The sequence below is a fragment of the Microcoleus sp. CAWBG27 genome (assembly GCF_020883145.1).
Classification (GTDB): Bacteria; Cyanobacteriota; Cyanobacteriia; order Cyanobacteriales; family Microcoleaceae; genus Microcoleus.
In genome coordinates this window covers 1-23,654 of sequence record NZ_JAHREU010000052.1, presented here as the reverse complement: position 1 = coordinate 23,654, position 23,654 = coordinate 1, and the positions used below count along the sequence as shown (strand labels likewise).

Below are 23,654 nucleotides of genomic sequence, written 5' to 3'. Positions count from 1 at the left end.
TATAATTTTTTGTATGTGTCAGCATCAGTTTCAAGATTTTCACTAATTACTTAATTTTTAATCCTATATAATTTGAATTTTCCCACCAGATTATAGCCTGCCTTAATCCCATTTCCAAACTCAACTTTGACTGCCAACCCACCTCATTCGATAAACGAGTCACATCAGCCACTAACAAAGGCGCTTCTGTTGCAGCAGACGGAATAGCACCTAACCGAACTAAATCCGATCGCCCAATCATATCAGCTATTTGATAAACAACATCTTTAATCGCGATCGCCCGTCCAGATCCAATATTAACAGCTCCTGTCACATCACTCTCCAAAAGAGCCACAAAAGCATCAGCCACATCCTGTACATACAGAAAATCACGAATTTGATTACCGTGAGAGCAGCGAGCAGGCTCTCCCTTCAAGAGAGAAACAATCACTGAAGAAACCAGCCGATTGGGGTACTCGCCAGCACCGTAGGGAAAGAAAATACGTCCCCAAGCACTGCTCAGACTTGTCGTCTCCGAATAGCAACTCACCATCTCCTGCAAAGCATTTTTACAAATACCGTAAGGAGTATCTGGATTTCTCGGCGTGACAAATTCCGAGCAATAACCGTACTTCCAATCATACTCCGCGCAGGTTCCACCCATGACAACGCGATCGCCCCCTTGCTCTCGAAATTGCCTCAACAATTCCAAACTTGCCTGCACCCACAAAAAATTATCCTCAGACTTCCAGTATTGTCCAGGCACTGTATAACACCAGGCAAAATGTAGCAAATGTGTAGGTTTTACTTGACAAACTAACTCTTTAATGGATGTATGGTCTAACAAATTGGCCAGATGCCAAGTACAATCCAAATTGACATCAGGCAAGGTCTTAGAAGCGACAGCATGAACCTCAAACCCGCGTTCCACGAGCGTCGGAAGCGAGTGTCTGCCAACAAAACCCCCTGCACCCGTAACCAGCACTTTTTTCATAGCACAAAATCCGGGAAATTTCGATCTTTTTCTGAAATTACGCGTCCAGATATCTCCGGCCAATCAATACTAAAAGCCGGATCATCCCACCGCACTCCCCTTGCTAATTCAGAATAATAAAACTCCGACATCTGGTAAAAAACCTCAGTATTGTCTGCCAAAGTTTGACAGCCGTGAGCCATACCTTCAGGAATATATATCGCCTTGCGATTTTCCGAGTTTAGCTCTACTGCAAACCACTCTTGAAAAGTAGGAGAATCGGGACGCAAATCGATAATTACATCATAAATTCCCCCTTTGATACATCTAACCAACTTCACTTCTTCGTGAGGTTTAGCCTGGTAGTGCATCCCCCGCAAAGTACCCTTTTTGAGGTTAAAAGAAATATTGCACTGCACCAAGTTAGGATTCAAACCATGTTCGGCAAACTCCTTTTGACACCAACTGCGGGCAAAAAATCCCCTCTCATCTGCTATGGGTTCAACCTCAATAACATAAGCTCCCTTGAGCTTCGTCTCAGTAAACTTCACCCGATTACCTCCACTTGAGGAATCAACACAACAAACTTACCTCCCCACTCGCGGATATAATCCATCTGACTTACTATCTCATCCTTAATGTTCCAAGGCAATATCGCCAAATAATCCGGTTTAGTCTCGCGAATTTTGTCTGGATGATATATCGGAATCTGGGTTCCCGGTAAAAACAAACCCTGCTTGTGCGGGCTTAAATCCACCGTATAATCAATCAAATCCGTGCGGATACCGCAGTAATTCAGCAGCGTATTTGCCTTCGCCGGTGCCCCATAGCCCGCAATTGATTGACCTTGGTTTTTCGCATCAATTAGGAAACTCAGCATTTGACGTTTAGTAGACTTAACCTGTTCGCCAAATCCTACATAAATTTCAATCTGGTTGAGCCCTGATTGAATTTCTTTTGCTTTCAATTCGGTGATGCTATCGCTAATTTTTCCATCGACCTCACTATGCCTCCCGTAAATCCGCAGAGAACCCCCGTGCGTCGGTAATTCCTCCACATCAAACAAAGTTAAACCATGACTTGCAAAAACTTTCTCAACTGTCAACAACGAAAAATAAGAGAAATGCTCATGGTAAATCGTGTCAAACAGATTGTCTTGAATTAGTCGCAACACATGAGGAAACTCCATTGTCAAGACGCCATTTGGTTTCAGGAGAATTTTCATCCCCGCCACAAAATCATTCAAGTCAGGCACGTGAGCCAACACATTATTTCCCAGCAACAAATCTGCCTGCTTCCCTTGTGAAACCAACTCTTTAGCCGTTTTCACGCCAAAAAACTTGACTAAAGTTGGAATCCCTTTTTCCTCAGCCACCTTAGCTACATTTGCAGCAGGTTCAATCCCCAATACTGGAATTCCTTGCTGCTGAAAATACTGGAGTAAGTAGCCATCATTGCTAGCGAGTTCGATTACCTGACTGGTTTGGTTAAATCCAAACCTCTCCACCATCAACTCTGTGTATTTCTGAGCATGGCGCAGCCAAGAGTCTGAATAGGAAGAAAAGTAAGCATAGTCACTAAAGATGCTATCCGGGGATTCAAACTCTTCTAACTGCACTAAAAAACAATTAGCACAGACATAAGTATGGAGTGGATAGAATTTTTCAGCACAATTCAGATGCTCTTGAGATAGAAAAGCATTCGCTAGCGGCGACATCCCCAAATTTACAAAAGTATGCTCCAATGGGTGACTACAAAAACGACATTTAGATGTCACAGAATTAACCCCTTTTAAAAGTTTTGAGTTTTAAGGTACATCCGTAGGGTGCGTCAGATCCGAAAAACTTGTTAAAATCGAAATAATCAATGTCTGACGCACCCTACAACAACTTGATGTTACGGTGACACTTGGCTTAAGTCATACCTGAATCACACGTTGATAAAACAGGGACTTTCGTCCATCAAAAATTGCTCGTACCACTCAATTGTTTCTTTCAACCCTTCTTCTAGAGGATATTTAGATTCCCAACCGAGCATTCTTCGCGCCTTATCTGCCGAGAGATACTGATGTTTAATTTCATTCTTTGCCCGATTCAATACGACAGGCTCTAAATGACTCTTACCCATCAATCTCAAAACATGGTCTACCATACCTCGGACAGAGATTTGAAGCTCGTTACTGAAATTAAAGGCTTCTCCCAAAATTTCTTTCCTGTCCATTTGTTCTGCCAAATGGAGATAAGCTAAAACCCCGTCCTTCGCATAGAAATAGTCCCGAATAAAAGTGCCATCACTACGAATGACTACTGGCTTTTCTCGTAATGCCGATCGAATAGTAGACGGAACAATGCGATTGAAATTCAAATCCCCACCGCCGTAAAAGTTCCCGCAGCGAGTAATGCAAACAGGCAAACCATAACTGATATAATAAGCACGACTGATTAAGTCAGCACAGCTTTTAGAAACATCGTAAGGGTGTTCTCCTTGCAGCGGAGTTGTTTCACTGTAAGGCAAAACTTGCTGGTCTCCATAGGCTTTATCGCTTGATGCTATGACAATTCGACTCACACCACCAACACGGCGACAAGCTTCTAGAATATTCCAAGTACCTTTAATATTCGTTTCAAAAGTTGCCAGTGGCTCTCTATTTGCAACTCCCACAATAGTCTGAGCTGCTAAGTGAAACACCGTATCTATTTCATATTCATTAATCGCTCGTTCTACCGTTGGCAAATCTTCGACACAACCGCGAACAATATTAATTTGCTTGTACCACTCTCCAGCATAAAGTCGGGATTGGGGTATCAAGTCACGGACTAATCCCGTTACCAAAGCTCCTCTTTCCAGCAACTCAGCCACTAACCAGTTACCCAAAAGACCTGTGCAACCTGTTACCAATACCGATCGATCGCGCCAAAATTCACTCATTCCCACACCTTCCAAGGAGCCTCTCCATTATCCCACAGTTCATTCAAATACTTATACTCGCGGTAAGTGTCCATTGCAAAAAAGAAGCCTTGGTGGCGGTACGCCATCAATTGTCCTTCCGCTGCTAACCGCTCTAGTGGCTCCCGCTCCAGAAAACAATCATCCCCGCTTAAAGCCTCAAATATGCTGCGATGAAGTACCAAAAATCCGGCACTAGCCCAGCCATCTATTTGAGGTTTTTCGGTGAATTCCAGAACTTTGCCTTGGTTGTCCACATCTAAAATACCATATCGAGATGTTGGGCGAACCGTACTAACAGTTGCCAGCTTACCATGAGCCTTGTGAAAATCTACCAACGCCCCAATATCGATATCAGCAACTCCATCACCATATGTCACCATAAAGGTATCATCGGTAATGTATTTCTCGACTCGTTTCACTCGCCCCCCAGTCATGCTGTCAGGGCCTGTTTCCGCCAGCGTCACCTTAAAATCTTGCTCCTGGTGTTCCTCGTGATAGGTAATCTGATTTTGGCGACCCAAGCAAATAGTAAAATCATTATTCATCGCTTCATAATTGAGGAAATACTCCTTAATCATGTTGCCTTTGTAGCCCAGACACACAATAAAATCTAGGAAGCCGTAGTGGGCATAGGTCTTCATAATGTGCCAGAGAATCGGTCGCCCGCCCACATCAACTAAGGGCTTAGGACGAAATTCTGTTTCTTCTCGGAGACGTGTCCCCAAACCGCCGGCTAATATAACTACTTGCATCTTTTCACAGTTTTAAACATCATCAACTAATATCTAGTTACAACAGCGAAATCCTGGGAAGCGAACAGACTCAATATCGCTTTCATATATACGACTGATGACATAACTTAAACTAGGTACATCAGCAGGAATAGCGTCCTTCATCTTTCGATAATCCCGATCGCCACTAATCACACCTTGGTTAGTATAAGCGATCCACTGACCCCGATATTTTTTCAATTCACGGCGATTAGCCTTATACCACTCCTTAGCCGTTGCATATTCTGCCGCCATATTTTCACCCCATAATTTTCCCTCAAACCATCCTCGCCTCCACCATCATCCGCACGACATCGGGCATTTTATACTTCGCCTCCCAGCCCAACTTTTCCTTCGCCTTAGCCGGATTACCCATTCCAAGTGCAATCTCCGTCGGTCTGTAGAGACTCGCATCAGTTACCAAATGTTCCCGCCAATCCAAACCAGCAGAAACAAAAGCTGTCTGCACAAACTCCTCCAGAGGATAACTTGCACCAGTAGCAATTACATAATCATCTGGTTCTTCCTGCTGCAACATCAAATACATCGCCTCCACATATTCCGGCGCCCAACCCCAATCTCGCTGCACCGAAATATTTCCCAAGTGGAGTTTTTCGGAACTACCCGCAGCAATTCGGCACACCACAGATACAATCTTTTGGGTGACGAACCTCTCCGGGCGCAGCGGTGACTCGTGATTGAACAAAATACCAGAACACGCAAACAAATTGTACGCTTCCCGATAATTTGCTACTTCCCAAAATGCTGTAGCCTTCGCCACTGCGTAAGGACTTCTGGGGCGAAAGGGCGTATTTTCATCGGCAGGATTGCCTCCGGTATCCCCAAAACATTCGCTAGAACTGGCGTTGTAAAGTTTAATTTTGCCGCCTGTAAACCGAATTGCTTCTAACAGATTTAATGTTCCGGTGGCAATGCTTTCGAGGGTTTCTACTGGTTGTTCAAAAGACAGGCCGACGGAACTTTGACCTGCTAGATTGTACACTTCGTCGGGTGCAATTTTTGCCAATACTTGCAAGACGCTGCGAAAATCGTTGAGAGACATGGATTCTAGTTTTACTCTGTCCCGGATTCCCAAACGGGCAAGGTTTCCGAAACTAGACATTTGGGCGTCCCTGGAGGTGCCACAAACTTCATAACCTCGATCGAGCAACAGTTTAGCTAAATAAGCTCCATCTTGACCTGATATACCACAAATTAGCGCTTTTTTCATATAAATTTTTACAATCAAACTCTAGCTTAACGGTTGCTATTTTTCCCGTTATTTAACTTTTACCGTCAGAATTTTTATTGTTTTTAGTATTTGGGATTTTTGCAGGACTTACCAGGGCGAGTTTAAGCGCTTACAGCAAACAAATTTTAGGACTTACGCCGGGGACTAAAGAAACCGGGTTTTTTACCGATATTAAGGGTTTGAACCAAATATTTTGGTAAAAAAACCCGGTTTCTGCCCACCCGTGCGATATCGCGAAATCTGGCTTATAGCCTAGGCCAGATCCCCCTAAATCCCCCTTCAGAAGGGGGACTTTGAGAAGAGTCCTGTTCCCCCCTTGGGAAGGGGGGTTAGGGGGGAGCTGGGCCTAAGCATCAGACAGTAGACCGATATTACTGTACTGGTTATTTTTACCAGAAAGAATTGGTTGAAAGCCGGAACCCGGAGCGGGAGAAATTAAAATCAGACTATTCATTACTCCAATCCTCTTCCTTCTAGGTAGAGGTCGCTCTCCCATGGTCAACTGTCAACTGTCAACTGTCAACTGTTGAACTTCTGCCTTCAGATACTAGGCTTCCCACCGTTGGGCGACCAATTCAGCCAAGTCAACTACGCGCTGGCTGTAGCCCCATTCATTGTCGTACCAAGCCAAAACCTTTACCATATCGCCATCCATCACCAGCGTCAAGCTGGAATCCAGGATCGAAGAGGCATCATTTCCTCGATAGTCGCAAGAAACTAAAGGCAAATCGTTATACTCCAAAATCCCTTTCATGGAACCAGCAGCAGCTTCCTTAAACACTTGATTTACTTGCTCGGTAAAAGTCTTTTTCTCTACCTGAGCCACAAAATCAACTACCGACACATTGGGAGTCGGCACGCGCATGGCAATACCATTTAACTTACCCTTTAATTCTGGAATCACCAAAGCTACAGCTTGAGCAGCACCAGTAGAAGTAGGCACAATATTCATTGCCGCCGCCCGCGCCCGCCGCAAGTCGCGGTGGCTGGCATCGAGCAAGCGTTGGTCGCCAGTATAGCTGTGAGTAGTGGTCATCATGCCTTTGACGATGCCAAAATTTTCGTGCAGCACCTTGAGTACAGGAGCCAGACAGTTAGTCGTACAGCTAGCATTGCTGATGACAGTGTAGTCACTGTGCTTGTAGTTGTGGTGGTTGACTCCCATTACATAGGTGCCAACTTCTGGGCCTTTGCCGGGAGCGGTAATTAGCACTTTTTTTGCACCGGCAGTGATATGCTTCGATGCACCGGCCTGGTCAATAAAGACGCCAGTTGATTCAATAATTAGATCGACACCCCAATCTTTCCAAGGCAAGTTTAGGGGATTGCGATCGCTCACGCATTTAACTGTCTTGCCGTTGAGAGTAATGGAATTTTCATCGGCGCTGATGTCCACGCCTTTTAATGTTCCCATCATGGAATCGTATCTCAGCAAGTGAGCATTACTTCTGGGATCGGAAGTGTCATTAATAGCTACCAACTCTAGCTGGCTGTTTTCACGGCCCAGCCAGCAGCGCGCAAAACTGCGCCCAATACGCCCAAAACCATTGATCGCGACTCGAATCACCTTAGTACCTCCTAACGATGGCAGCCCTTAGCTCAGGCTGAATTTTTGACAAAAATTAAGAATTGACTTATGAGACAAGATCATATCGCAAAGGCTGATCCTTTCTAACTTTTCGTCTGTATTGAAAAAATCTGAAATTTTTGAGAAGGCAGAAATCGCAAGCCATAAGGCCTCCGGCTTTCAGTCCCTGGTTGCTGGTAAATTCGATCGCCCTTTACTGGTAAAGCTGATGGGCCGCAATATAACTCCCGACAACTTCCGGTACTAAGTCGCTCAGATCCCGATGTTCGGCCCAGCAGCGGCGGATGTGGCTCGACGAAATCTCGATCGCGCGCATCGACAGCACCTCCCAACAAATTTCCACATCTAGCAGAGCCATCTGTTCGGCAACTTTAGAGCAAACAGCATTTGTCTCAACCTGCATCCTGTCGCCGGCATCAATGGACACATCCCTCAAACTATCGCCCCACTCAGATGCTGCCCCTATGTCCCCGCTTTCTGCTGTCTGTGCACCTCCCTGACTCGGACGCGGGCCCACCAACCAGTGGCACAACCGGCCGATTTCCGCCGAGCGGTGCCATTTGGGAAGAGTTCTGAAAGCATCGCTGCCAATAATCCAGTACCACCGATCGCCTGGATACATTTTTTGCAAATATAGCAAAGTGTCGATCGCAAAAGAACTGCCCGAAGGATTTACCTCCAACGGCGCTAGTAGGAAGTCTGGGCGATCGCCCAGCGCCAGAGCGAGCATGGAGCGCCGCCGCTCAAAACTTGCCAAATCCGATCGCCACTTGTGAGGAGGAGCGCGATCGGGTACCCAAATCACTCGATCGAGATTAAACTGACTCGCAGCCGCCTGGGCTACCAACAAGTGACCCCTGTGCACCGGGTCAAAAGTACCCCCAAAAATCGCTATTTTCCCCATATTTCCCAAAAATTAGGATTAATTAGGATTAATACAGACAGACATCGCCCAAATTTCATGTTTGTGCGCTTTTACCACTAAGCTCAGTCACTGTTTGACGGCCGTGATTTAATGTATAGCTTGTATATATAACTTTCTCACAAAGATGAGGTACGTTGTTGGGCTTGGGCCCTCTTGGTTTAAGGGGTTATATAAGCTGTCAGTCATACCTCATCTTTTTGAGAAAGGCTATAACTCATTCTCCTCAGATAGGTGAGGTATGACTGTGATTGAAATTATTTGCCTGTATCTTAATGTAATTTATATAAGACTGTAAGAGGGCTGAAGCCCAACAACGTACCTTTATTAAGTGAGAAAATGTATACAGTATGTGAGAAAATACTGTGGTGGCGATCGAGTCAATCTCTGACTTTCAGGAAAAAATGACCGTACCAGCAGATAAATGAGTAAAAAATGAGCGAACTTTTGTCATACGTGGTAGTGTTTGTAAATCCTGATGGGTTTTACCCTCAATCTTCGTACAAAGGTTGTGGGGCTTTTGCTGCCGTATCCCAGCACAGCAGGCGGGTAGAAATAGAAAGAATGCAGGAGATATGCAACCGCCCAAAATTAGTCAGTTAGCCCCGACCCCAGACCCCATTCTCTCTGACCTGCAATTTTCGAGTTGTGACTGTTCCGGAAAACTACTCGGTACTAAGTCATATAGGATACAAGACAAACATCTCTACAAGTCCCACAAATCTAGGGACGCGCAGAGAATTTTGTACAAAATCTCTAGCGAACTGTATCCTGAAAAAACAATTCTTGATATGATATCGCGTGTTATTGGCGTGGTGTGGTGTGTGAGGAGCGAAAATGCCGAGTTCTGTTGATTTCAGCGGGAGACCATTTCATTTCATCGGCATTGGTGGAATTGGGATGTCAGCCCTTGCCTACATTCTAGCGAAACGCAAGTTGCCTGTGTACGGCTCCGATATTAAATCGAGTCACATAACCGAGCGCTTGCAAGAAATGGGAGCTCACATTTTTTGGCGTCAAGACGCCAGCAATTTTGAAATATTTCAAACGGCCCTCAACGTTAGCAGTCCCGATCGCGGGGCAGCCGAAAAGGCCGTATCCTCGGCAGTCGCTGGCACGGTAGGGACTTCCGTGGCGACAGCCGAATCTCTCAAATTGAACGGCAAGGGTTCTGGCCCCCAAGCAATTGTGGGATTGCCTCAAGTAGTATGTTCGACGGCAATTCACCCGGCAAATGCCGAATATCGAGCTGCCCTAGATTTGGAATGTCCGATTTTTCATCGATCGGATGTGTTGGCAGCGTTAATTCAAGATTACCAAAGCATAGCCGTAGCAGGGACTCACGGCAAAACTACCACTAGCAGCTTAATCGGCTTTATGCTGATGGCTGCGGGTCTGGATCCGACGATCGTGGTAGGAGGCGAGGTAAATGCTTGGGAAGGGAATGCCCGTTTAGGGGAAGGCCCCTACTTAGTCGCCGAGGCTGATGAATCCGACGGTTCCCTCGTCAAGCTTGCAGCCAAAATTGGCATAGTGACGAATGTGGAACTGGATCATCCAGACCATTACGATACCCTCGAACAGGTAATAGACACATTTAAAGTGTTTGCCCAAAACTGTCAAACGTTGGTGGGCTGCATAGACGACCAAATCGTCAAAGACTCCCTTGCACCGAATGTCAGCTACAGCTTGAATCCGGACAGCGGTGCTGACTACACGGTTTCGGACGTGGAATACGGCGCCGCCAGCACCAAGGCTGGCATTTGGGAGCGAGGAGCTTTCCTGGGGGAAATGGAGTTGAAGTTGCTCGGCACACACAATCTTAGCAATGCACTAGCTGCGGTAGCAGTGGGTCGATTGTTGGGGTTGGAGTTTTCGGCGATCGCCAAAGCGATTGCTGGCTTTGAAGGCGCTCGCCGCCGTTTTGAAGTGCGGGGTTTTCACAATGACATCCTGTTTGTGGACGACTACGCCCACCACCCCAGCGAAATTCGGGTTACCTTGGCCGCTGCTCGCTTACGCATCGAAGGTAACGAAAAGAATTCCAAATCCCGAAGAGTAGTTGCTATTTTTCAACCGCACCGTTACAGCCGAACTCTGACATTTTTGCCAGAATTTGCTCAATCTTTTGGGGATGCAGATTTGGTTGTCGCTTGCGATATTTATAGTGCTGGGGAACCGAATTTAGGAGAGATTAGCGGGCAGCAGGTTGCTGATTTGATTGCTAAAGAAGGCCGAGAGGTTGAGTTTCAATCTTCCCTGGAGTCGGTAAGTAAGTTTTTAACCGAAAATCTGCAACCGGGGGATTTGGCTCTGTTTTTGGGTGCTGGCAATCTGAATCAGATTATTCCAGAGGTGATGGCTTTTTATCAACAAGCCGATCGCCCGGATTAGCTCTCGCCCGCCCCAAGTCGATCGACATGATGGCGGTGCAGGTTGTACCGACACTGCTGTCTGGCGACTCTCTCAAAACAGTCGCATAAGTTACGCAAACAGAATTTGCTACCACCTCTTCAAGCGAATGTATTTTTAAGGATTTTCAAGATGGTGACTATATCGAATGACTCCTGTGTGAAGGAAAATCGGCGAGTGTATTCTCCTATTTCTTTGCGGGGAACTGACTGTAAAATTAATTCTCAAGTTTCTTTGGCTGGCCTGACTTCTTTCCGAGTCGGCGGCCCGGCTGAGTGGTACGTCGCTCCCCGCAGTCTGGAGGCTTTGCAAGCGAGTTTTACCTGGGCGCACGATGAAGGGATACCGGTGACTCTCCTAGGCGCGGGTTCTAATTTGTTGGTGAGCGATCGGGGTTTGTCCGGTTTGGTCGTCGCCACTCGCTACCTGAAACAGGTAAACTTTAATGCAGAAACAGGTCAAGTTACAGCCGGGGCGGGGGAGTCAATCCCCCGCCTCGCTTGGTTGGCGGCTAAGCGGGGCTGGAAAGGCCTCGAATGGGCAGTTGGCATACCGGGCACTGTGGGAGGGGCTGTGGTGATGAATGCAGGCGCTCACAGGGGCTGTGCTGCTGATATTCTAGTCAACGCTCGCCTGCTATCTCCTAATGGTAAGGTGGAAATTCTCACACCAGAAGGTTTAGGCTATCGTTACCGGACTTCAGTGTTGCAAGGGGGCGATCGACTGGTAACAGAAGCGACTTTCCAGTTGCAGCCGGGATTCGATCGATCGCAAGTCATGGCAGAAACCAATAACAATTTCAGCCAGCGGCGGACAAGTCAACCCTACCATCTGCCTAGCTGCGGCTCAGTTTTCCGCAACCCCAGCCCCAAGGCAGCAGGCTGGTTAATCGAACAAGCGGGACTGAAGGGATATCAGATCGGCGGCGCACAAGTAGCTCAGCGTCATGCTAATTTTATTCTTAACTGCGGGTCAGCAACGGCTAACGATATTTTTCAAGTGATCCGCCACGTTCAACAGCAAGTCGAGCAGCGGTGGTCGCTGTTGTTGGAGCCAGAAGTTAGAATACTGGGAGAGTTTCCCTCCTAAGGCATCATTAGAAGTAACGCGGAAACGGCACACTGCCACCCCACACACCATCACAAACGACTTATGACAAAATCAGGACAAGGATTTGGCTTCGGCTTGGGCAAAATGAAAGAACTGACTGAAGCTTTCAAAAAAGCTCAGCAGGTTCAAGAAGGAGCTAAAAAGCTCCAAGAAGAGTTGGATGTAATGGAAATTGAGGGAACTGCCGGCGGCGGCTTGGTTAAGGTTTTTCTCAGCGGCAACCAAGAACCCCGCCGCGTCGAAATCTCACCGGATGCCCTCGGTGAAGGTGCTGATGTGGTTTCTGAACTCGTCACGGTGGCGATGCAGGATGCCTACACTAAGTCTACGGCAACGATGCGGGAGAAAATGGAAGAACTGACCGGCGGACTTAATCTCCCCGGTTTCTAAGCGCTCAGTCAGCAGTCAGCAGTCATCAGCCATCAGTTGACTGTTGACTTTTGACTGATTAAACTTTCTGGAAAACCCCTATAGTAAGGTGCGTCGCCCTACGATCGTTCATGGAACTTGCAGGTTGTCGAAGGCGACGTACCCTACAAATTAGCAATGTTGACTGTTGACTGACTAATAACAAATAACAAATAACAAATAACAAATAACAAATAACAAATAACTAATGACTAAATTATTGTTTGTCTGCCTTGGCAACATCTGCCGATCGCCTTCAGCAGAAAATATTATGAATCACTTAATTAAACAAGCTGGTTTGAGCGATCGCATTACCTGCGATTCAGCCGGAACTGGCGGCTATCACATTGGCAGCCCCCCTGACAACCGCATGGCGTTGGCGGCGAGAAAGCGCAAGATTGAATTGTTAGGCGAAGCCCGCCAATTTAACAGGAAAGATTTTGAAAATTTTGATTTGATTTTGGCGATGGATCGCGACAATTATCGCAATATTCTGGCTGTTGATACTGCGGGAAAATATAAAGATAAAGTGCGCTTGATGTGCGAATTTTGCCGATCGCACGACTTGAAGGAAGTTCCAGATCCTTACTACGGTGGGCCGGAGGGATTCGATCGGGTAATTGATTTACTGTTAGATGCCTGCGAGGGTTTGTTGGAGTATGTGAAGTAGTAGTCGGTGATTATTAGTTATTAGTTATTGGTTATTGGTTATTGGTCGATCAAAATAACCTCTGCCCAATGCCCTGTTTGGCCAATGCCCTGTTTGGCCAATGCCCAATTACCAATTACCGACCAAATGGTGTTCCATCGCAAAGCGAACCAGTTCTGCCCGGTTGTTGCTTTCAGTTTTTCTGAACAAGCTGCTGACGTGCTTTTCGATGGTGCGAGGACTGAGGTGGAGCCGATCGCCGATTTGAACATTAGAAAGACCTTCTGTCACCAAATCTAGCACTTCCTGCTCTCGTTGCGTCAAATTCGGAGCATCGCCAGTGCCATATACCCGCGCGAACGAGCTATCCCGTAGGGAATCGCGCGTTTCTGGTTTTTGAGTTAAAAAATCAGTTTGAGGCTGGTCATTGGCGGTGATACCTGTCGCTGTTGGCATCTGTTCGGGTTCGGGGGAACGAGACGGTGCCTGAGCAATTAGAGCGTAGCGATCGAGCAAAGAGCGAATTACCGCGCCCAATTCCGGGAGTTCAAAAGGCTTAGCCAGAAAATTGTCGCACCCCATCTGATAGCCCCGAATCCGTTCCTGCGTGCTCGTGCGTTCCGTCAAAAAAATCACCGGTAGCAATCGGAAGGCGGGACGAGTCCGAACTCGACGCACGAATTCGTAGCCATCCATCTCGGGCATTGTAATGTCGGTAACAATCAAATGTGGCTGAAATTCCTCTACCAAGCCTAAAGCATCTTTGCCGTTCTCAGCAGCGATTACAGAGTATCCCGTAATTTCCAGATAATCGGTAATCGACAAGCGCGTCGCGAAATCGTCGTCAGCAACCAGAATCGTCAAGGGCATGGGCGGACATTAAAAATTAAACATTAAAAATCAAAAGTGAAATTAATCACTTTTAATTTTTAATTCTACTGTTTAATTCTGTTGTTGACACTCCCCGAATATCAAGGTACGGGGATTTTTAAGACATTTCTGTCAAAATATCCCTATTGTTAGGGTTCCTTTCGCTGACTGCGTTTACACGATTAAGTGCGTAGTCATGTCTCCTCAAAATGTTTTGGGCGTAGACTTTCCCACCGGGAGGGGGTAGGTTTTTAAATCTTGTCTGATGTGTTTATTTTACCATATTCATTTGTGAAGATGGATTTGTTATTTTACTGAACAATGGCGAAAAGCCTGCCACTCAAGAAGGGGTTTTAGACCCATCTCTCTGATAAGTTGCAGTTAAAGTACCAGGTTGCGCTAATGTTCCCTGCAAAGCTACGCCGCGCCCGTTGGCTGCCAAATGCCGCAGAGTTTTGTAAATTGTCTCGATTTGCTCTGGTCTTCCGGCTTTTTTTGCTATTTCTGATACAGACAGAGGTGTTGGAGCGTCTTTGATAACTTGCAGCACCAGTTGCTGCAAATCCAACACAGCAGCGGCCGCTTTTTTACCGGCTTCAACCCCTGGCTGGTGATAGGCATTGACATTTACCAAGGAACCGTAAAAACCTACGGCTCTTTCGTAGAGGGCGATTAATGCTCCTACTGTCCGAGGGTTGACTTGGGGAATTGTGACGGTGATTGAATCTCGATGATTTTCGTACAAAGCTTGTCGAGTTCCCTGCAACAAACCAGATAAATAATCTCCCGAGGTGACGCCCGGTTCTACTTCTGGAGAAATTCCTTGCCTGTCTTCCAAAACTTCGATAAATGTTAGGAAGAAATTCGGCACGCCTTCTCGGAGTTGCTGGACGTAGGCGTGTTGGTCGGTACTGCCTTTGTTGCCGTAGACTGAGATTCCTTGATAAACTGTGTTGCCGTCTAAATCTTTTTCTTTGCCGATCGATTCCATGACTAATTGCTGCAAATAGCGGCTGAACAATAGCAGGGAATCTTTGTAAGGCAAAACTACCATGTCTTTCTCGCCGCGTCCGTTGCAGGCAAAATACCAGGAGAGGGCTAAAAGGGCAGCGGGATTGTTTTTAATGTCGGGAATTCTGGTAGCTTCGTCCATGACTTTAGCGCCATCGAGCATCGCCCGAATGTCGATACCTTGCAAAGCTGCTGGTAAAAGTCCGACTGCTGAGAGTTCCGAAGTGCGTCCTCCCACCCAGTCTGACATGGGGAAGCTGGCAATCCAGCCTTCGGATTTGGCTAATTTGTCTAGTTGGCTGTCTGTGCCGGTGATGGCAATTGCCTGTTTGGCGAAGTCGAGTTTTTGGGCGGCGAAGGCTTTTTGAACTTCGATCATGCCGTTGCGGGGCTCGGGGGTGCCGCCGGATTTGGAGATAGTAATTACTAAGGTGCTGCTGAGTTTGTCTTTGATTTTGTTGAGGATGCGATCGATCCCAGCCGGATCTGTGTTGTCGATAAAATGAATTGCTAGGGGCCCAATATCTGGGGATAACGCTTCGGCGACGAATTGAGGGCCGAGGGCAGAACCGCCAATGCCGATCGAGATAATATCGGTAAATTGCGGAGCAAATGGCGGTTTAATATCGCGACTTTGAACTTTTTTGACAAATTCTTCGACTTGTGATACGCCTTCGACTATTTCTTGTTTTAATTCTGGAGTGGGAGCTAAATCGGGGTTTCGCAGCCAGTAGTGGCCCACCATGCGGTTTTCGTCGGGATTGGCGATCGCGCCTGCTTCCAAAGTTGCCATGTCTTTGAAAGCTTTGTCAAATTTGGGTTTCATTGTGGCGACGAAAGCGTCGTCAAATCCCATGCGACTGATGTCGAGGTAAAGCCCCAATCCAGAGTGATAGTAAAGCCAGTCTTGGTAGCGTTGCCAGAGTGCTGTGGCATCCATAGGAATTCTCTACAATTTTTATAATGTGCGATCGGGCTAGTCGGGAATCAACCAATTGTAGTTTAAAACGATGTTATGTATGGCTTTTGCAGAATCCCAATAAATTTAAGCATTACTCGTCTGAAGGCGGAACCCTCCGACAGGCAGAAGACTGTGGCAGAATTAAGGAATAAAAAAGTGACTTGCGCGACAGTTTTAGTAGGTAGATCGCCCATTGGTGGCAACGCCCCATAGATAGCTCAAAAGTCAAGCGACAGCGAGAAATAGATTTAAATGTTGTCCGGGTTCGGCTTTGGGTTTTAGTTTGACAACAGTTAAATTTTGGGAAGTCCCTTTCAAATAGGCATTGCAGTCTGGTTAAATATACTTTTAGCTGTCACTCAATCATCGGCTAAAAATATAATGAACAACTGTCAAATACCAAAATTGTAGTATAATATACAGCAATACGGTTCACTTAAGACTGATCCCCCCTTAGCTTGCCCCCTACTCCCCCTTGTTAAGGGGGGGACAAGAGTATTTTCAAAGTCCCCCTTCTTAAGGGGGATGCGAGGGGGATCTCCGGGCAATAAACAGCGCTAAGAGAAACGTATTGGAATATACAGATATTATAATTAAAAGTGCGATCGACTATGCTTACCCTATCTCCAGAATTAAAAGAAAGATTAGCAACTCCGCTGAAAATCGGCGACTTAGAAGTCAAAAGTCGCGTCCTGCAATCGCCCTTATCCGGCGTAACCGATTTGGTATTTCGCCGCCTGGTGCGCCGCTATGCCCCGGATTCGATGATGTACACCGAAATGGTCAACGCTACAGGTTTGCACTACGTGAAGCAACTGCCACGAATTATGGAAATCGATCCAAACGAGCGCCCGATTAGCATTCAATTGTTTGACTGCCGGCCGAATTTCTTGGCGGAAGCGGCGCAGAAAGCTGTGGCAGAAGGAGCGGATACAGTTGATATTAATATGGGCTGTCCCGTTAACAAAATTACTAAAAACGGCGGCGGTTCTTCGCTGCTGCGAGATCCGGAAAATGCCGAAGCAATTGTGCGGGCGGTTGTGGATGCTGTAGATGTTCCTGTGACGGTGAAAACTCGCATCGGTTGGACTGACAAAGAAATTAATATTTTGGAATTTGCTAAGCGGATGGAGGATGCGGGAGCAAAAATGATTACCGTCCACGGCCGCACGCGATCGCAAGGTTACACCGGCCCGGCAAAATGGGAGTGGATTCGCCGCGTTAAGGAAGTTTTATCGATTCCCGTGATTGGTAACGGAGACATTTTTTCAGTGGAAGCAGCGGTGCGCTGTCTCGAAGAAACTGGCGCCGACGGAGTGATGTGTTCGCGGGGAACTTTGGGCTATCCATTCTTGGTGGGAGAAGTCGATTATTTCTTGAAAACAGGTGTAGAAAAGATACCTCCGACACCAATTGAACTTCTCGAATGTGCTAAGGAACATCTGCGGGCTTTGTGGGAATACAAAGGTGAAAGCGGTGTCTCTCAAGCGCGCAAGCACTTAACCTGGTATGCTAAGGGCTTCCCCGGTGCTGCGGAATTGCGGGGTGTGTTGGCTGTAGTAGAAACGGTTGAGCAAGGTTGTGATTCGATCGATCGCGCGATCGAGCAATTGCCCGCAGTTTAAAACCCTGGGAGAGGGGCTCGCCAAAAGCCCGCTGTTGCGAGTCCAATCGCTCGCAAAAAGTAAGGTTCGTAGTGAGGACTTTAGTCCTCTAATTCAGAGGACTAAAGTCCTCACTACGAACCGTTTTTATTAACAGTTGAAAATTTGTGTGTAGGGGAAAGCATGGACTCATTAAAAGGGCGAGATTTATTAAGTCTGGCCGATTTAAGCATTGACGAATTAAATTATTTACTGGATCTCGCAACCAGTTTAAAATCGGGAATGGTCAAGCTGAAACGCAACAAAGTTCTCGGCTTGTTATTTTCCAAAGCTTCGACACGAACCCGGGTGAGTTTTACGGTGGCAATGTATAAATTGGGAGGGCAAGTAATCGACCTCAATCCCAATGTAACACAAGTCAGCCGTGGCGAACCTTTGGTAGATACAGCCAGGGTTTTAGACCGATATTTAGATATTTTGGCAATTCGGACTTTTGAGCAAAAGGATTTAGTAACCTTTGCCAATTATGCCAAAATTCCTGTAATTAATGCTCTGACAGATGACGAACATCCATGTCAAGTGCTGGCTGATTTAATGACAGTCAAAGAGTGTTTTGGAAAGCTGGAAGGACTGACGTTGACTTATTTTGGAGACGGCAACAACATGGCAAATTCGCTGATGTTGGGGTGTGCAATGATGGGGATGAATGTCAGAATTGCTTGTCCTGAAGATTTCCTCCCAAATCCTGAGATAGTGGCAAAAGCTCAGGCGATCGCGAATGGCAAAACAGAAGTTACTGTGACTGCTGATGCGGAAGCTGCTGCTAAGAATACTCAAGTCATTTACACTGATGTTTGGGCAAGTATGGGACAGGAAGAGGAAGCTAAACTCAGGATTCCTTTGTTTGAGCCTTATCAGGTAAACGAGCGACTGGTAGAAATGGCCGATCGCAATGCTATCGTACTACACTGTTTGCCGGCACACCGAGATGAAGAGATTACCGATGCGGTGATTGAAGGTTCGCGATCGCGCGTTTGGGATCAAGCGGAAAATCGGATGCACGCCCAGCAAGCTTTGCTGGCTAGCATCCTCGAAAGCGATTAGGTTAATAAGATAAGATAAGACGGCGGTTGAAACCGCGTCTACACAGACAAAACCCACCTCCGTGGGTTGAAGAGTAGATAAGACGGCGGTTGAAACCGCGTCTACACAGACAAAACCCACCTCCGTGGGTTGAAGAGTAGATAAGACGGCGGTTGAAACCGCGTCTACACAGACAAAACCCACCTCCGTGGGTTGAAGAGTAGGCGGTTAAAATTACGTGATATTCTGAGTCTTCCGTTATTTCAACCACCGTTTTATCTGAACCGTATTGGATCAAAACCGACGGCAATTATTGGATTAGTTTGATATCGGTTTTCAATTTGATATAATAGGTGGCAGCATTTCCCCAATTGCGATATTAACAGCGGGAAATTGGAGCGGTGAAATGCTGGCAGTTTCCTCAAGAATGACTTCGCTTTGATATCCATCTTCAGTGGGTTCTCGGAAAACGTGCAGTTGTCTCTCATTCACATTTAATACCCAATAGTCGGCAATTCGCGATCGCGCGTAGATTTTGGATTTAACTTCGCGATCGTAAGCTAAGCTGCTGTCTGCTACTTCGATAATTAAATATACTTCTGAGGGAATCGGATGGTGAGTAGCGTAGTCAAACGGATCTATTATTACTACAGCGATATCCGGTTCAGGTTCAGAATTGTCGTCAAGGGCGATCGGGCTTTTGTAATAAACATCAATCTGATTTCCCAGAATATCTCGCAGTACATTAGCAGTGCGTCTCGTGGCGGAAGTGTTAGCAGTTCCTTTATCACTGATTGTGATGATATTTCCTGAAAGTAGTTCAACTCGCTCCTCTGGGTGAAAAAATCCCATCTCTCCCAGCTTGTGATATTCTTTAACTGTCCATTTGCGGAGCGTAAAAGGGGCTTCTGTTATCAGCATAGCTTCACCAAAAATATCGCAATTCCATCCAGGATAATATGATTGTAGCTGACGTAAAGTATGCAGCGGTAATCCGAGCGGGATTGTGCAGCCTCTCCATTCCAACTCTCTGCGCCCTCTGCGCTCTCTGCGGTTAATAAAAAAACAATAAAACGTTCACATAATTCAGGTGGCGATCGCAGAATTAGCGTAAATTGCCAACTGCGATCGATTTCGCAAATTCAACCGATTCAGTAAATGAGTGACATGGGTTTTCACCGTTCCCTCAGAAATAAATAACTGCTGGGCAATATCTCGATTGGTTAAACCCTTACCAATCAACCGCAATACCTCTTGTTCCCGCGGGGTTAATTGTGCCAGATCAGGAAGTTTCGAGGGTTGAGTAGTAGGTGTTGGAGTCGTAGGTGCAGCACCAAATCCTGTCATTAGCTTGTCCATTAAACCAGGCGCCAGTTGAGTGTAACCCGATCGCACCAAACGAATTGCCTGTGCTAACTCTTCCGACGGCATATCTTTCAATAAATAGCCCTTAGCCCCGGCCCGCATCGCATCAACAATGTATCCATCGTCATCAAAGGTAGTTAAAACCAAGACACTCGTGTTGGGAAACGACTGGCAGATCAGGCGAGTTGCTTCTCTACCATCCATGACGGGCATTTTCAAATCCATTAATACAACATCGGGTTGGAGAGCTTCGACTTGCTCTAGGGCAGCTTTACCGTTATGGGCAATTCCAACCACTTCTAAATCTGATTCTAGGCTTAACATAGCCTTGAGCCCTTGGCAGATAAGCTGCTGATCGTCCACTAACAACAGACTAATCATGGGATATTCCTCAATCTCTCATCCCATGATAGTTCTTAATTACACAGACAAAGAAAAAACACGGAAAGGCGTTAGGTGAGTTTTACATTTTGTTACATCGAGTAATACTAGGTCTGAATTACTCATCCCTTTTATTTGTACCTACTCAAATCTTGCAGCAATCTCAATCTTAGGGGGGTATTTGGGGGTTATTTGTGGGGTGGGGGCGGGTTTATTTAAGCTATCTGCAAGCTTTAAAGACCTTGGTGAACCCGCCCCTACAGCTTTTTGATGCTCACACCTACCTACTTAACGGCAAGCTAACATCAATTCTGCATCCCGCTTCGGGTGATGTTTCCAGGTGAAACTCTCCGTTGAGAGAAGCAATTCGCTCTCGCATTCCTTGCAATCCAAACCCGCCAGCACGACTTTCCAACTGGAACCCCCGCCCGTTATCCTCAATACTCAAATGAACTCGATCGCATTTTGTTTGCAATTTCAGGCGCACCTCGGTAGCTTCGGCGTATTTGCAAATATTGGTCAATGCTTCTTGCACGACCCGATACAGCGTTTTGGCAACTTGAGGCGGTAACACAACTTCCACAGCAATGCTGCTGGTAACAGTGACACCCGTACTCTGGCGAAAGTCTTCGATCAGGGAGACAATCCCCTGTTCCAAGGGTTCTTCTGCCTCTGCGTCAGCCCTCAGCGCATTTACCGATTGTCGAACTTCTTTCATCGCCACCTTACCGAGTCGCTGGGCTTGTTCTAAAAACGGTTGTGCATCTTTGGGATCGTGCTGCCAAAGTTTCACGGCGGTTTGCAGTTGAATGTTGAGCGAAGTCAAGGCGTGACCCAGCGAATCGTGAATCTCTCTAGCAATCCGATTGCGTTCCTGAACCGCTGCTAAATCTTCTATTTGCAGGGCATATTCCCGTAGCTGCGCGTGGGCTTGCGATAGTTGTTCCTGGGTTCTGCGTTCTGCTAGCAAGGTACTGACTAACTGCGACACGAAAAATAGCCCCAACGCAAACATCAACAATTCTGCCGTTTGGTGCATCCAAATTTGCTGTTGCTCGACATTAGGCAACATCAGGGGTGTTACCCTCTGAAGATACTGAACTTGATGAAACATATACATTACCAGCGACAGACCTGCCACAATCCAGCGACCGGGAGATTCAAATAAAAAACAACTGCGAATCAACACGATCAAATACAGCGTCGGTAGGATATGGAGATATCCCAAGGTAGTTCCGTAGAAGATCAGACTCATTTCGATCGCCGTATAGAGATAGCGAAACGAAGTTTTGCCCGAGGGTAAGATCCATCCCATCAAGCCTAGGGATACCAGGATTAGAATGTGCTGTACGGGAATGCTTTGACGCTGCCACGCTTCGATCGCGGCCATCATCCCACAACTGCCTAACATGAGCCATTCGGTGTACAGCAGAAAGCGAAATGGTTGAGGTTGGGTTTTTAGTAGAGGTGCGATCGCATTCATGGCAGGGGCCTCCTGTATTTGTGTCTCTCCGTATTCCCAAAAAATACTGCAAGTCAGACTGAATGTCGATAAAACTCGGCAATTTTCTAACTTTCGCTGATGCTACCCCTGGGAACTATGACTAAAGTTATAGCCGATCGGGATAGGTATCGCGAACATCGCTCTTGGCAGTAATGGGCGATCGAGACTTTTGGCAGATGAGCGGGCGATCGAGAGTATCCATTTCGTTGATGTCAAAATGCTCTCAGATCGAGACGTTTTTCAGATGTGTTTAACCGAGTTGATTTCCTAAGATTGTGACATAGCAAACCAAAGCAAACAGTTTTGATTTGCCTCAATACTTCACTTAATATCTAGGAGCAACGAACATGGCTTTAATTAATGGAACCCCCGGCAACGACAATTTGAACGGTACTGCTGCGAGCGATACCCTGCGGGGCTTGGACGGAAACGATAATCTATTTGGCGGTTTTTTTGGGGACGATCTTCTGGATGGTGGAAACGGAAATGATACAGCGACCTATCTGGGATTTAGTAATAATATTAATGCTTCTTTAGAGACGAACAAAGCAACTTTTTTTGGAGGTAGCGGGACTTTCATCGGTATTGAAAACTTAATTGGCGGTAACAATCAAGATGTCTTAACTGGCAACGCTTTTAACAATCAGATCGATGGTAGCTTTGGCAATGACGACATCTCCGGTCGGGCAGGGGACGATCGCCTAATTGGTGGAGACGGATTCGATACTTTAAGGGGAGAATCAGGAAACGATAACCTGCGAGGTGGCAACGATACTGATCTGCTAGAAGGTGGCGATGGGTTCGATTTCCTAGCTGGCGACAAGGGTAACGATACGATGATCGGTGGTAACGGCGATGATAACTTTCAATGGGTGGATGGTGACGGCAGCGATTTGATTCAAGGCGACAGCGGAAGCGATAACTTGTTATTCAACGGTTCGATCGCGCAAGGGGATAACATTGAACTCGCCCAATCGGGATCGAACGTTGTATTGCGACGCACCAATCTCGTCCCCGTAACCTTAACAACCACAGGCATAGAAAGTTTTAATGCAATTAACGGTGGCGGTGGCGATGACGTTTTGAGTGTCAGCAATCTAGGCGTGGCAAGCGGCGTCCAATTTATCCAATTCACGGGGGGAGAAGGCAACGATCGCCTGAATACGAATAATGTATCAGCAAACATCGATGCTAGTGGTGGTAACGGCAATGATTTTCTCTTCAGCAGTAACGGGAACGACACGCTATTGGGCAATGGAGGAAGTGACGTTCTTTCCGGGGGTAATGGGAACGATCGAATTCAAGGTGCCGCAATAGGAGGAGGCCAAGGTGAAATTGATGTGCTAATTGGCGGTGCAGGAGTAGATACTTTTGTGCTGGGACAGCTCGGGCAAACCAGTTATGATGATGGTAACGGCGTGTTAGACAAATTTGAGGACTTGTTCAATGGCAACGCTGGCATTGATGGCCTGAGCGATTTTGCCCGCATCATTGACTTCAAAGTTGGTGAGGATCTCATTCAACTGGGTGGATCGCGCAGTAGCTATGAGCTCAGATCCGTCCCCAATTCCCTGCAAGGAGGGAGTGCAGCTCAAGATATGGGAATTTTCAAGAAAACTGGATTTGCACAGCCCCTTGAGTTGATTGCGATCGTTCAGGATGCACCTTCTGGTCTGAATATCAACGATACAACGCAATTCAGAGTCAGCTAGTTTTCAGGTGCGCGCCTTTCAGCTTAGGGGCTTGCAATTAAATATAATCCCAGTTATCCTCGAAGAGTAGGAAACAAAAAATTTGACATGAGCGGTTGTGACTTCTGTAATTGGGATGCTAAAAATGATCTTGAGTGAGCCAGTTAAATTA

General features: G+C 46.6%; 22 protein-coding genes. 7 read left to right on the top strand and 15 right to left on the bottom strand.

The features are described 5' to 3' along the window. Positions 1-46: 46 nt before the first annotated feature. The 9 genes from QZ938_RS23825 to nadD form a co-directional block, all read right to left on the bottom strand. Positions 47-973, bottom strand: a complete 927-nt coding sequence (locus QZ938_RS23825) for an NAD(P)-dependent oxidoreductase (RefSeq protein WP_293353655.1) — start codon at positions 971-973, stop codon at positions 47-49. Next, positions 970-1,503 carry a dTDP-4-dehydrorhamnose 3,5-epimerase gene (gene rfbC, locus QZ938_RS23820; RefSeq protein WP_293353657.1) on the bottom strand — a complete coding sequence of 178 codons (534 nt, stop codon included), beginning with the start codon at positions 1,501-1,503 and terminating at the stop codon, positions 970-972. The genes QZ938_RS23825 and rfbC overlap by 4 nt, the downstream gene beginning before the upstream one ends. Then, the gene (locus QZ938_RS23815; protein WP_293353659.1) at positions 1,500-2,729 is read right to left on the bottom strand and encodes a class I SAM-dependent methyltransferase; all 1,230 of its coding nucleotides are present in this window, start codon (positions 2,727-2,729) and stop codon (positions 1,500-1,502) included. Before QZ938_RS23815 ends, rfbC begins: the two co-directional genes overlap by 4 nt. A 152-nt stretch (positions 2,730-2,881) precedes the next feature. Beyond that, positions 2,882-3,880 (bottom strand): GDP-mannose 4,6-dehydratase, encoded by a 999-nt coding sequence (locus QZ938_RS23810; RefSeq protein WP_293353661.1) that lies wholly within the window; start codon positions 3,878-3,880, stop codon positions 2,882-2,884. Next, on the bottom strand, positions 3,877-4,653 hold the full coding sequence (rfbF, locus tag QZ938_RS23805; protein ID WP_293353663.1) for a glucose-1-phosphate cytidylyltransferase: 777 nt from the start codon (positions 4,651-4,653) through the stop codon (positions 3,877-3,879). Before rfbF ends, QZ938_RS23810 begins: the two co-directional genes overlap by 4 nt. Positions 4,654-4,686: 33 nt before the next feature. Beyond that, positions 4,687-4,926, bottom strand: coding sequence for a DUF5678 domain-containing protein (locus tag QZ938_RS23800; RefSeq protein WP_293353665.1), 240 nt, complete (start codon positions 4,924-4,926; stop codon positions 4,687-4,689). 22 nt (positions 4,927-4,948) lie between these two features. Continuing rightward, a complete protein-coding gene (locus tag QZ938_RS23795; RefSeq protein WP_293353667.1) occupies positions 4,949-5,902 on the bottom strand; it encodes a GDP-mannose 4,6-dehydratase in 954 nt (317 codons plus the stop codon). A gap of 568 nt (positions 5,903-6,470) precedes the next feature. Then, the gene (locus QZ938_RS23790) at positions 6,471-7,490 is read right to left on the bottom strand and encodes a type I glyceraldehyde-3-phosphate dehydrogenase (protein ID WP_293353669.1); all 1,020 of its coding nucleotides are present in this window, start codon (positions 7,488-7,490) and stop codon (positions 6,471-6,473) included. 214 nt (positions 7,491-7,704) lie between these two features. Then, the gene (gene nadD / locus QZ938_RS23785; RefSeq protein ID WP_293353671.1) at positions 7,705-8,415 is read right to left on the bottom strand and encodes a nicotinate (nicotinamide) nucleotide adenylyltransferase; all 711 of its coding nucleotides are present in this window, start codon (positions 8,413-8,415) and stop codon (positions 7,705-7,707) included. Positions 8,416-9,270: 855 nt separating this feature from the next. Between nadD and murC the strand changes: the two genes are divergently transcribed. After that, complete coding sequence (gene murC / locus QZ938_RS23780) at positions 9,271-10,827, top strand: UDP-N-acetylmuramate--L-alanine ligase (protein ID WP_293353673.1); 1,557 nt, start codon at positions 9,271-9,273, stop codon at positions 10,825-10,827. Here murC and QZ938_RS23775 read toward each other — a convergent pair. Further along, positions 10,778-10,942 (bottom strand): hypothetical protein, encoded by a 165-nt coding sequence (locus QZ938_RS23775; RefSeq protein ID WP_293154224.1) that lies wholly within the window; start codon positions 10,940-10,942, stop codon positions 10,778-10,780. The genes murC and QZ938_RS23775 overlap by 50 nt on opposite strands. A 35-nt stretch (positions 10,943-10,977) precedes the next feature. Between QZ938_RS23775 and murB the strand changes: the two genes are divergently transcribed. The 3 genes from murB (at position 10,978) to QZ938_RS23760 (ending at position 13,033) form a co-directional block, all read left to right on the top strand. Continuing rightward, positions 10,978-11,934: a UDP-N-acetylmuramate dehydrogenase gene (gene murB / locus QZ938_RS23770; RefSeq protein WP_293154226.1), complete on the top strand. Its 957-nt coding sequence runs from the start codon at positions 10,978-10,980 to the stop codon at positions 11,932-11,934. 63 nt (positions 11,935-11,997) lie between these two features. Further along, complete coding sequence (locus QZ938_RS23765) at positions 11,998-12,345, top strand: YbaB/EbfC family nucleoid-associated protein (RefSeq protein ID WP_194063602.1); 348 nt, start codon at positions 11,998-12,000, stop codon at positions 12,343-12,345. 226 nt (positions 12,346-12,571) lie between these two features. Further along, positions 12,572-13,033: a low molecular weight protein-tyrosine-phosphatase gene (locus tag QZ938_RS23760; RefSeq protein ID WP_293353675.1), complete on the top strand. Its 462-nt coding sequence runs from the start codon at positions 12,572-12,574 to the stop codon at positions 13,031-13,033. Positions 13,034-13,141: 108 nt separating this feature from the next. Here the strand turns inward: QZ938_RS23760 and QZ938_RS23755 are convergent, their stop codons facing one another. Next, entirely contained in the window at positions 13,142-13,882 is a 741-nt protein-coding gene (locus QZ938_RS23755) for a response regulator transcription factor (protein ID WP_293353677.1), read from the bottom strand. A 340-nt stretch (positions 13,883-14,222) separates the two neighbouring features. Further along, positions 14,223-15,833, bottom strand: coding sequence for a glucose-6-phosphate isomerase (locus tag QZ938_RS23750; protein ID WP_293158207.1), 1,611 nt, complete (start codon positions 15,831-15,833; stop codon positions 14,223-14,225). A 632-nt stretch (positions 15,834-16,465) separates the two neighbouring features. Between QZ938_RS23750 and dusB the strand changes: the two genes are divergently transcribed. After that, on the top strand, positions 16,466-17,479 hold the full coding sequence (gene dusB / locus QZ938_RS23745; RefSeq protein WP_293158204.1) for a tRNA dihydrouridine synthase DusB: 1,014 nt from the start codon (positions 16,466-16,468) through the stop codon (positions 17,477-17,479). A 162-nt stretch (positions 17,480-17,641) separates the two neighbouring features. After that, complete coding sequence (argF, locus tag QZ938_RS23740; RefSeq protein WP_293158202.1) at positions 17,642-18,562, top strand: ornithine carbamoyltransferase; 921 nt, start codon at positions 17,642-17,644, stop codon at positions 18,560-18,562. A gap of 315 nt (positions 18,563-18,877) precedes the next feature. Here the strand turns inward: argF and QZ938_RS23735 are convergent, their stop codons facing one another. The 3 genes from QZ938_RS23735 to QZ938_RS23725 all read right to left on the bottom strand — a co-directional run bounded on the left by QZ938_RS23735 (position 18,878) and on the right by QZ938_RS23725 (position 21,770). Continuing rightward, on the bottom strand, positions 18,878-19,462 hold the full coding sequence (locus QZ938_RS23735; RefSeq protein WP_293158200.1) for a Uma2 family endonuclease: 585 nt from the start codon (positions 19,460-19,462) through the stop codon (positions 18,878-18,880). Positions 19,463-19,627: 165 nt separating this feature from the next. Next, positions 19,628-20,287 carry a response regulator transcription factor gene (locus QZ938_RS23730; protein ID WP_293158197.1) on the bottom strand — a complete coding sequence of 220 codons (660 nt, stop codon included), beginning with the start codon at positions 20,285-20,287 and terminating at the stop codon, positions 19,628-19,630. 280 nt (positions 20,288-20,567) lie between these two features. Beyond that, complete coding sequence (locus tag QZ938_RS23725; RefSeq protein WP_293353679.1) at positions 20,568-21,770, bottom strand: sensor histidine kinase; 1,203 nt, start codon at positions 21,768-21,770, stop codon at positions 20,568-20,570. A gap of 368 nt (positions 21,771-22,138) precedes the next feature. Between QZ938_RS23725 and QZ938_RS23720 the strand changes: the two genes are divergently transcribed. After that, positions 22,139-23,503, top strand: coding sequence for a calcium-binding protein (locus tag QZ938_RS23720; protein WP_293150853.1), 1,365 nt, complete (start codon positions 22,139-22,141; stop codon positions 23,501-23,503). The last annotated feature ends 151 nt before the right edge of the window (positions 23,504-23,654 follow it).

Coding starts and splice junctions, on each gene's coding strand:
- dusB (WP_293158204.1), top strand. CDS start 16,466: ATGCTTACCCTATCTCCAGAATTAAAAGAAAGATTAGCAACTCCGCTG.
- QZ938_RS23750 (WP_293158207.1), bottom strand. CDS start 15,833: ATGGATGCCACAGCACTCTGGCAACGCTACCAAGACTGGCTTTACTAT.
- QZ938_RS23720 (WP_293150853.1), top strand. CDS start 22,139: ATGGCTTTAATTAATGGAACCCCCGGCAACGACAATTTGAACGGTACT.
- QZ938_RS23730 (WP_293158197.1), bottom strand. CDS start 20,287: ATGATTAGTCTGTTGTTAGTGGACGATCAGCAGCTTATCTGCCAAGGG.
- murB (WP_293154226.1), top strand. CDS start 10,978: ATGGTGACTATATCGAATGACTCCTGTGTGAAGGAAAATCGGCGAGTG.
- QZ938_RS23765 (WP_194063602.1), top strand. CDS start 11,998: ATGACAAAATCAGGACAAGGATTTGGCTTCGGCTTGGGCAAAATGAAA.
- QZ938_RS23735 (WP_293158200.1), bottom strand. CDS start 19,462: ATGCTGATAACAGAAGCCCCTTTTACGCTCCGCAAATGGACAGTTAAA.
- argF (WP_293158202.1), top strand. CDS start 17,642: ATGGACTCATTAAAAGGGCGAGATTTATTAAGTCTGGCCGATTTAAGC.
- QZ938_RS23760 (WP_293353675.1), top strand. CDS start 12,572: ATGACTAAATTATTGTTTGTCTGCCTTGGCAACATCTGCCGATCGCCT.
- rfbF (WP_293353663.1), bottom strand. CDS start 4,653: ATGCAAGTAGTTATATTAGCCGGCGGTTTGGGGACACGTCTCCGAGAA.
- QZ938_RS23725 (WP_293353679.1), bottom strand. CDS start 21,770: ATGAATGCGATCGCACCTCTACTAAAAACCCAACCTCAACCATTTCGC.
- murC (WP_293353673.1), top strand. CDS start 9,271: ATGCCGAGTTCTGTTGATTTCAGCGGGAGACCATTTCATTTCATCGGC.
- QZ938_RS23810 (WP_293353661.1), bottom strand. CDS start 3,880: ATGAGTGAATTTTGGCGCGATCGATCGGTATTGGTAACAGGTTGCACA.
- QZ938_RS23800 (WP_293353665.1), bottom strand. CDS start 4,926: ATGGCGGCAGAATATGCAACGGCTAAGGAGTGGTATAAGGCTAATCGC.
- QZ938_RS23755 (WP_293353677.1), bottom strand. CDS start 13,882: ATGCCCTTGACGATTCTGGTTGCTGACGACGATTTCGCGACGCGCTTG.
- QZ938_RS23795 (WP_293353667.1), bottom strand. CDS start 5,902: ATGAAAAAAGCGCTAATTTGTGGTATATCAGGTCAAGATGGAGCTTAT.
- nadD (WP_293353671.1), bottom strand. CDS start 8,415: ATGGGGAAAATAGCGATTTTTGGGGGTACTTTTGACCCGGTGCACAGG.
- QZ938_RS23825 (WP_293353655.1), bottom strand. CDS start 973: ATGAAAAAAGTGCTGGTTACGGGTGCAGGGGGTTTTGTTGGCAGACAC.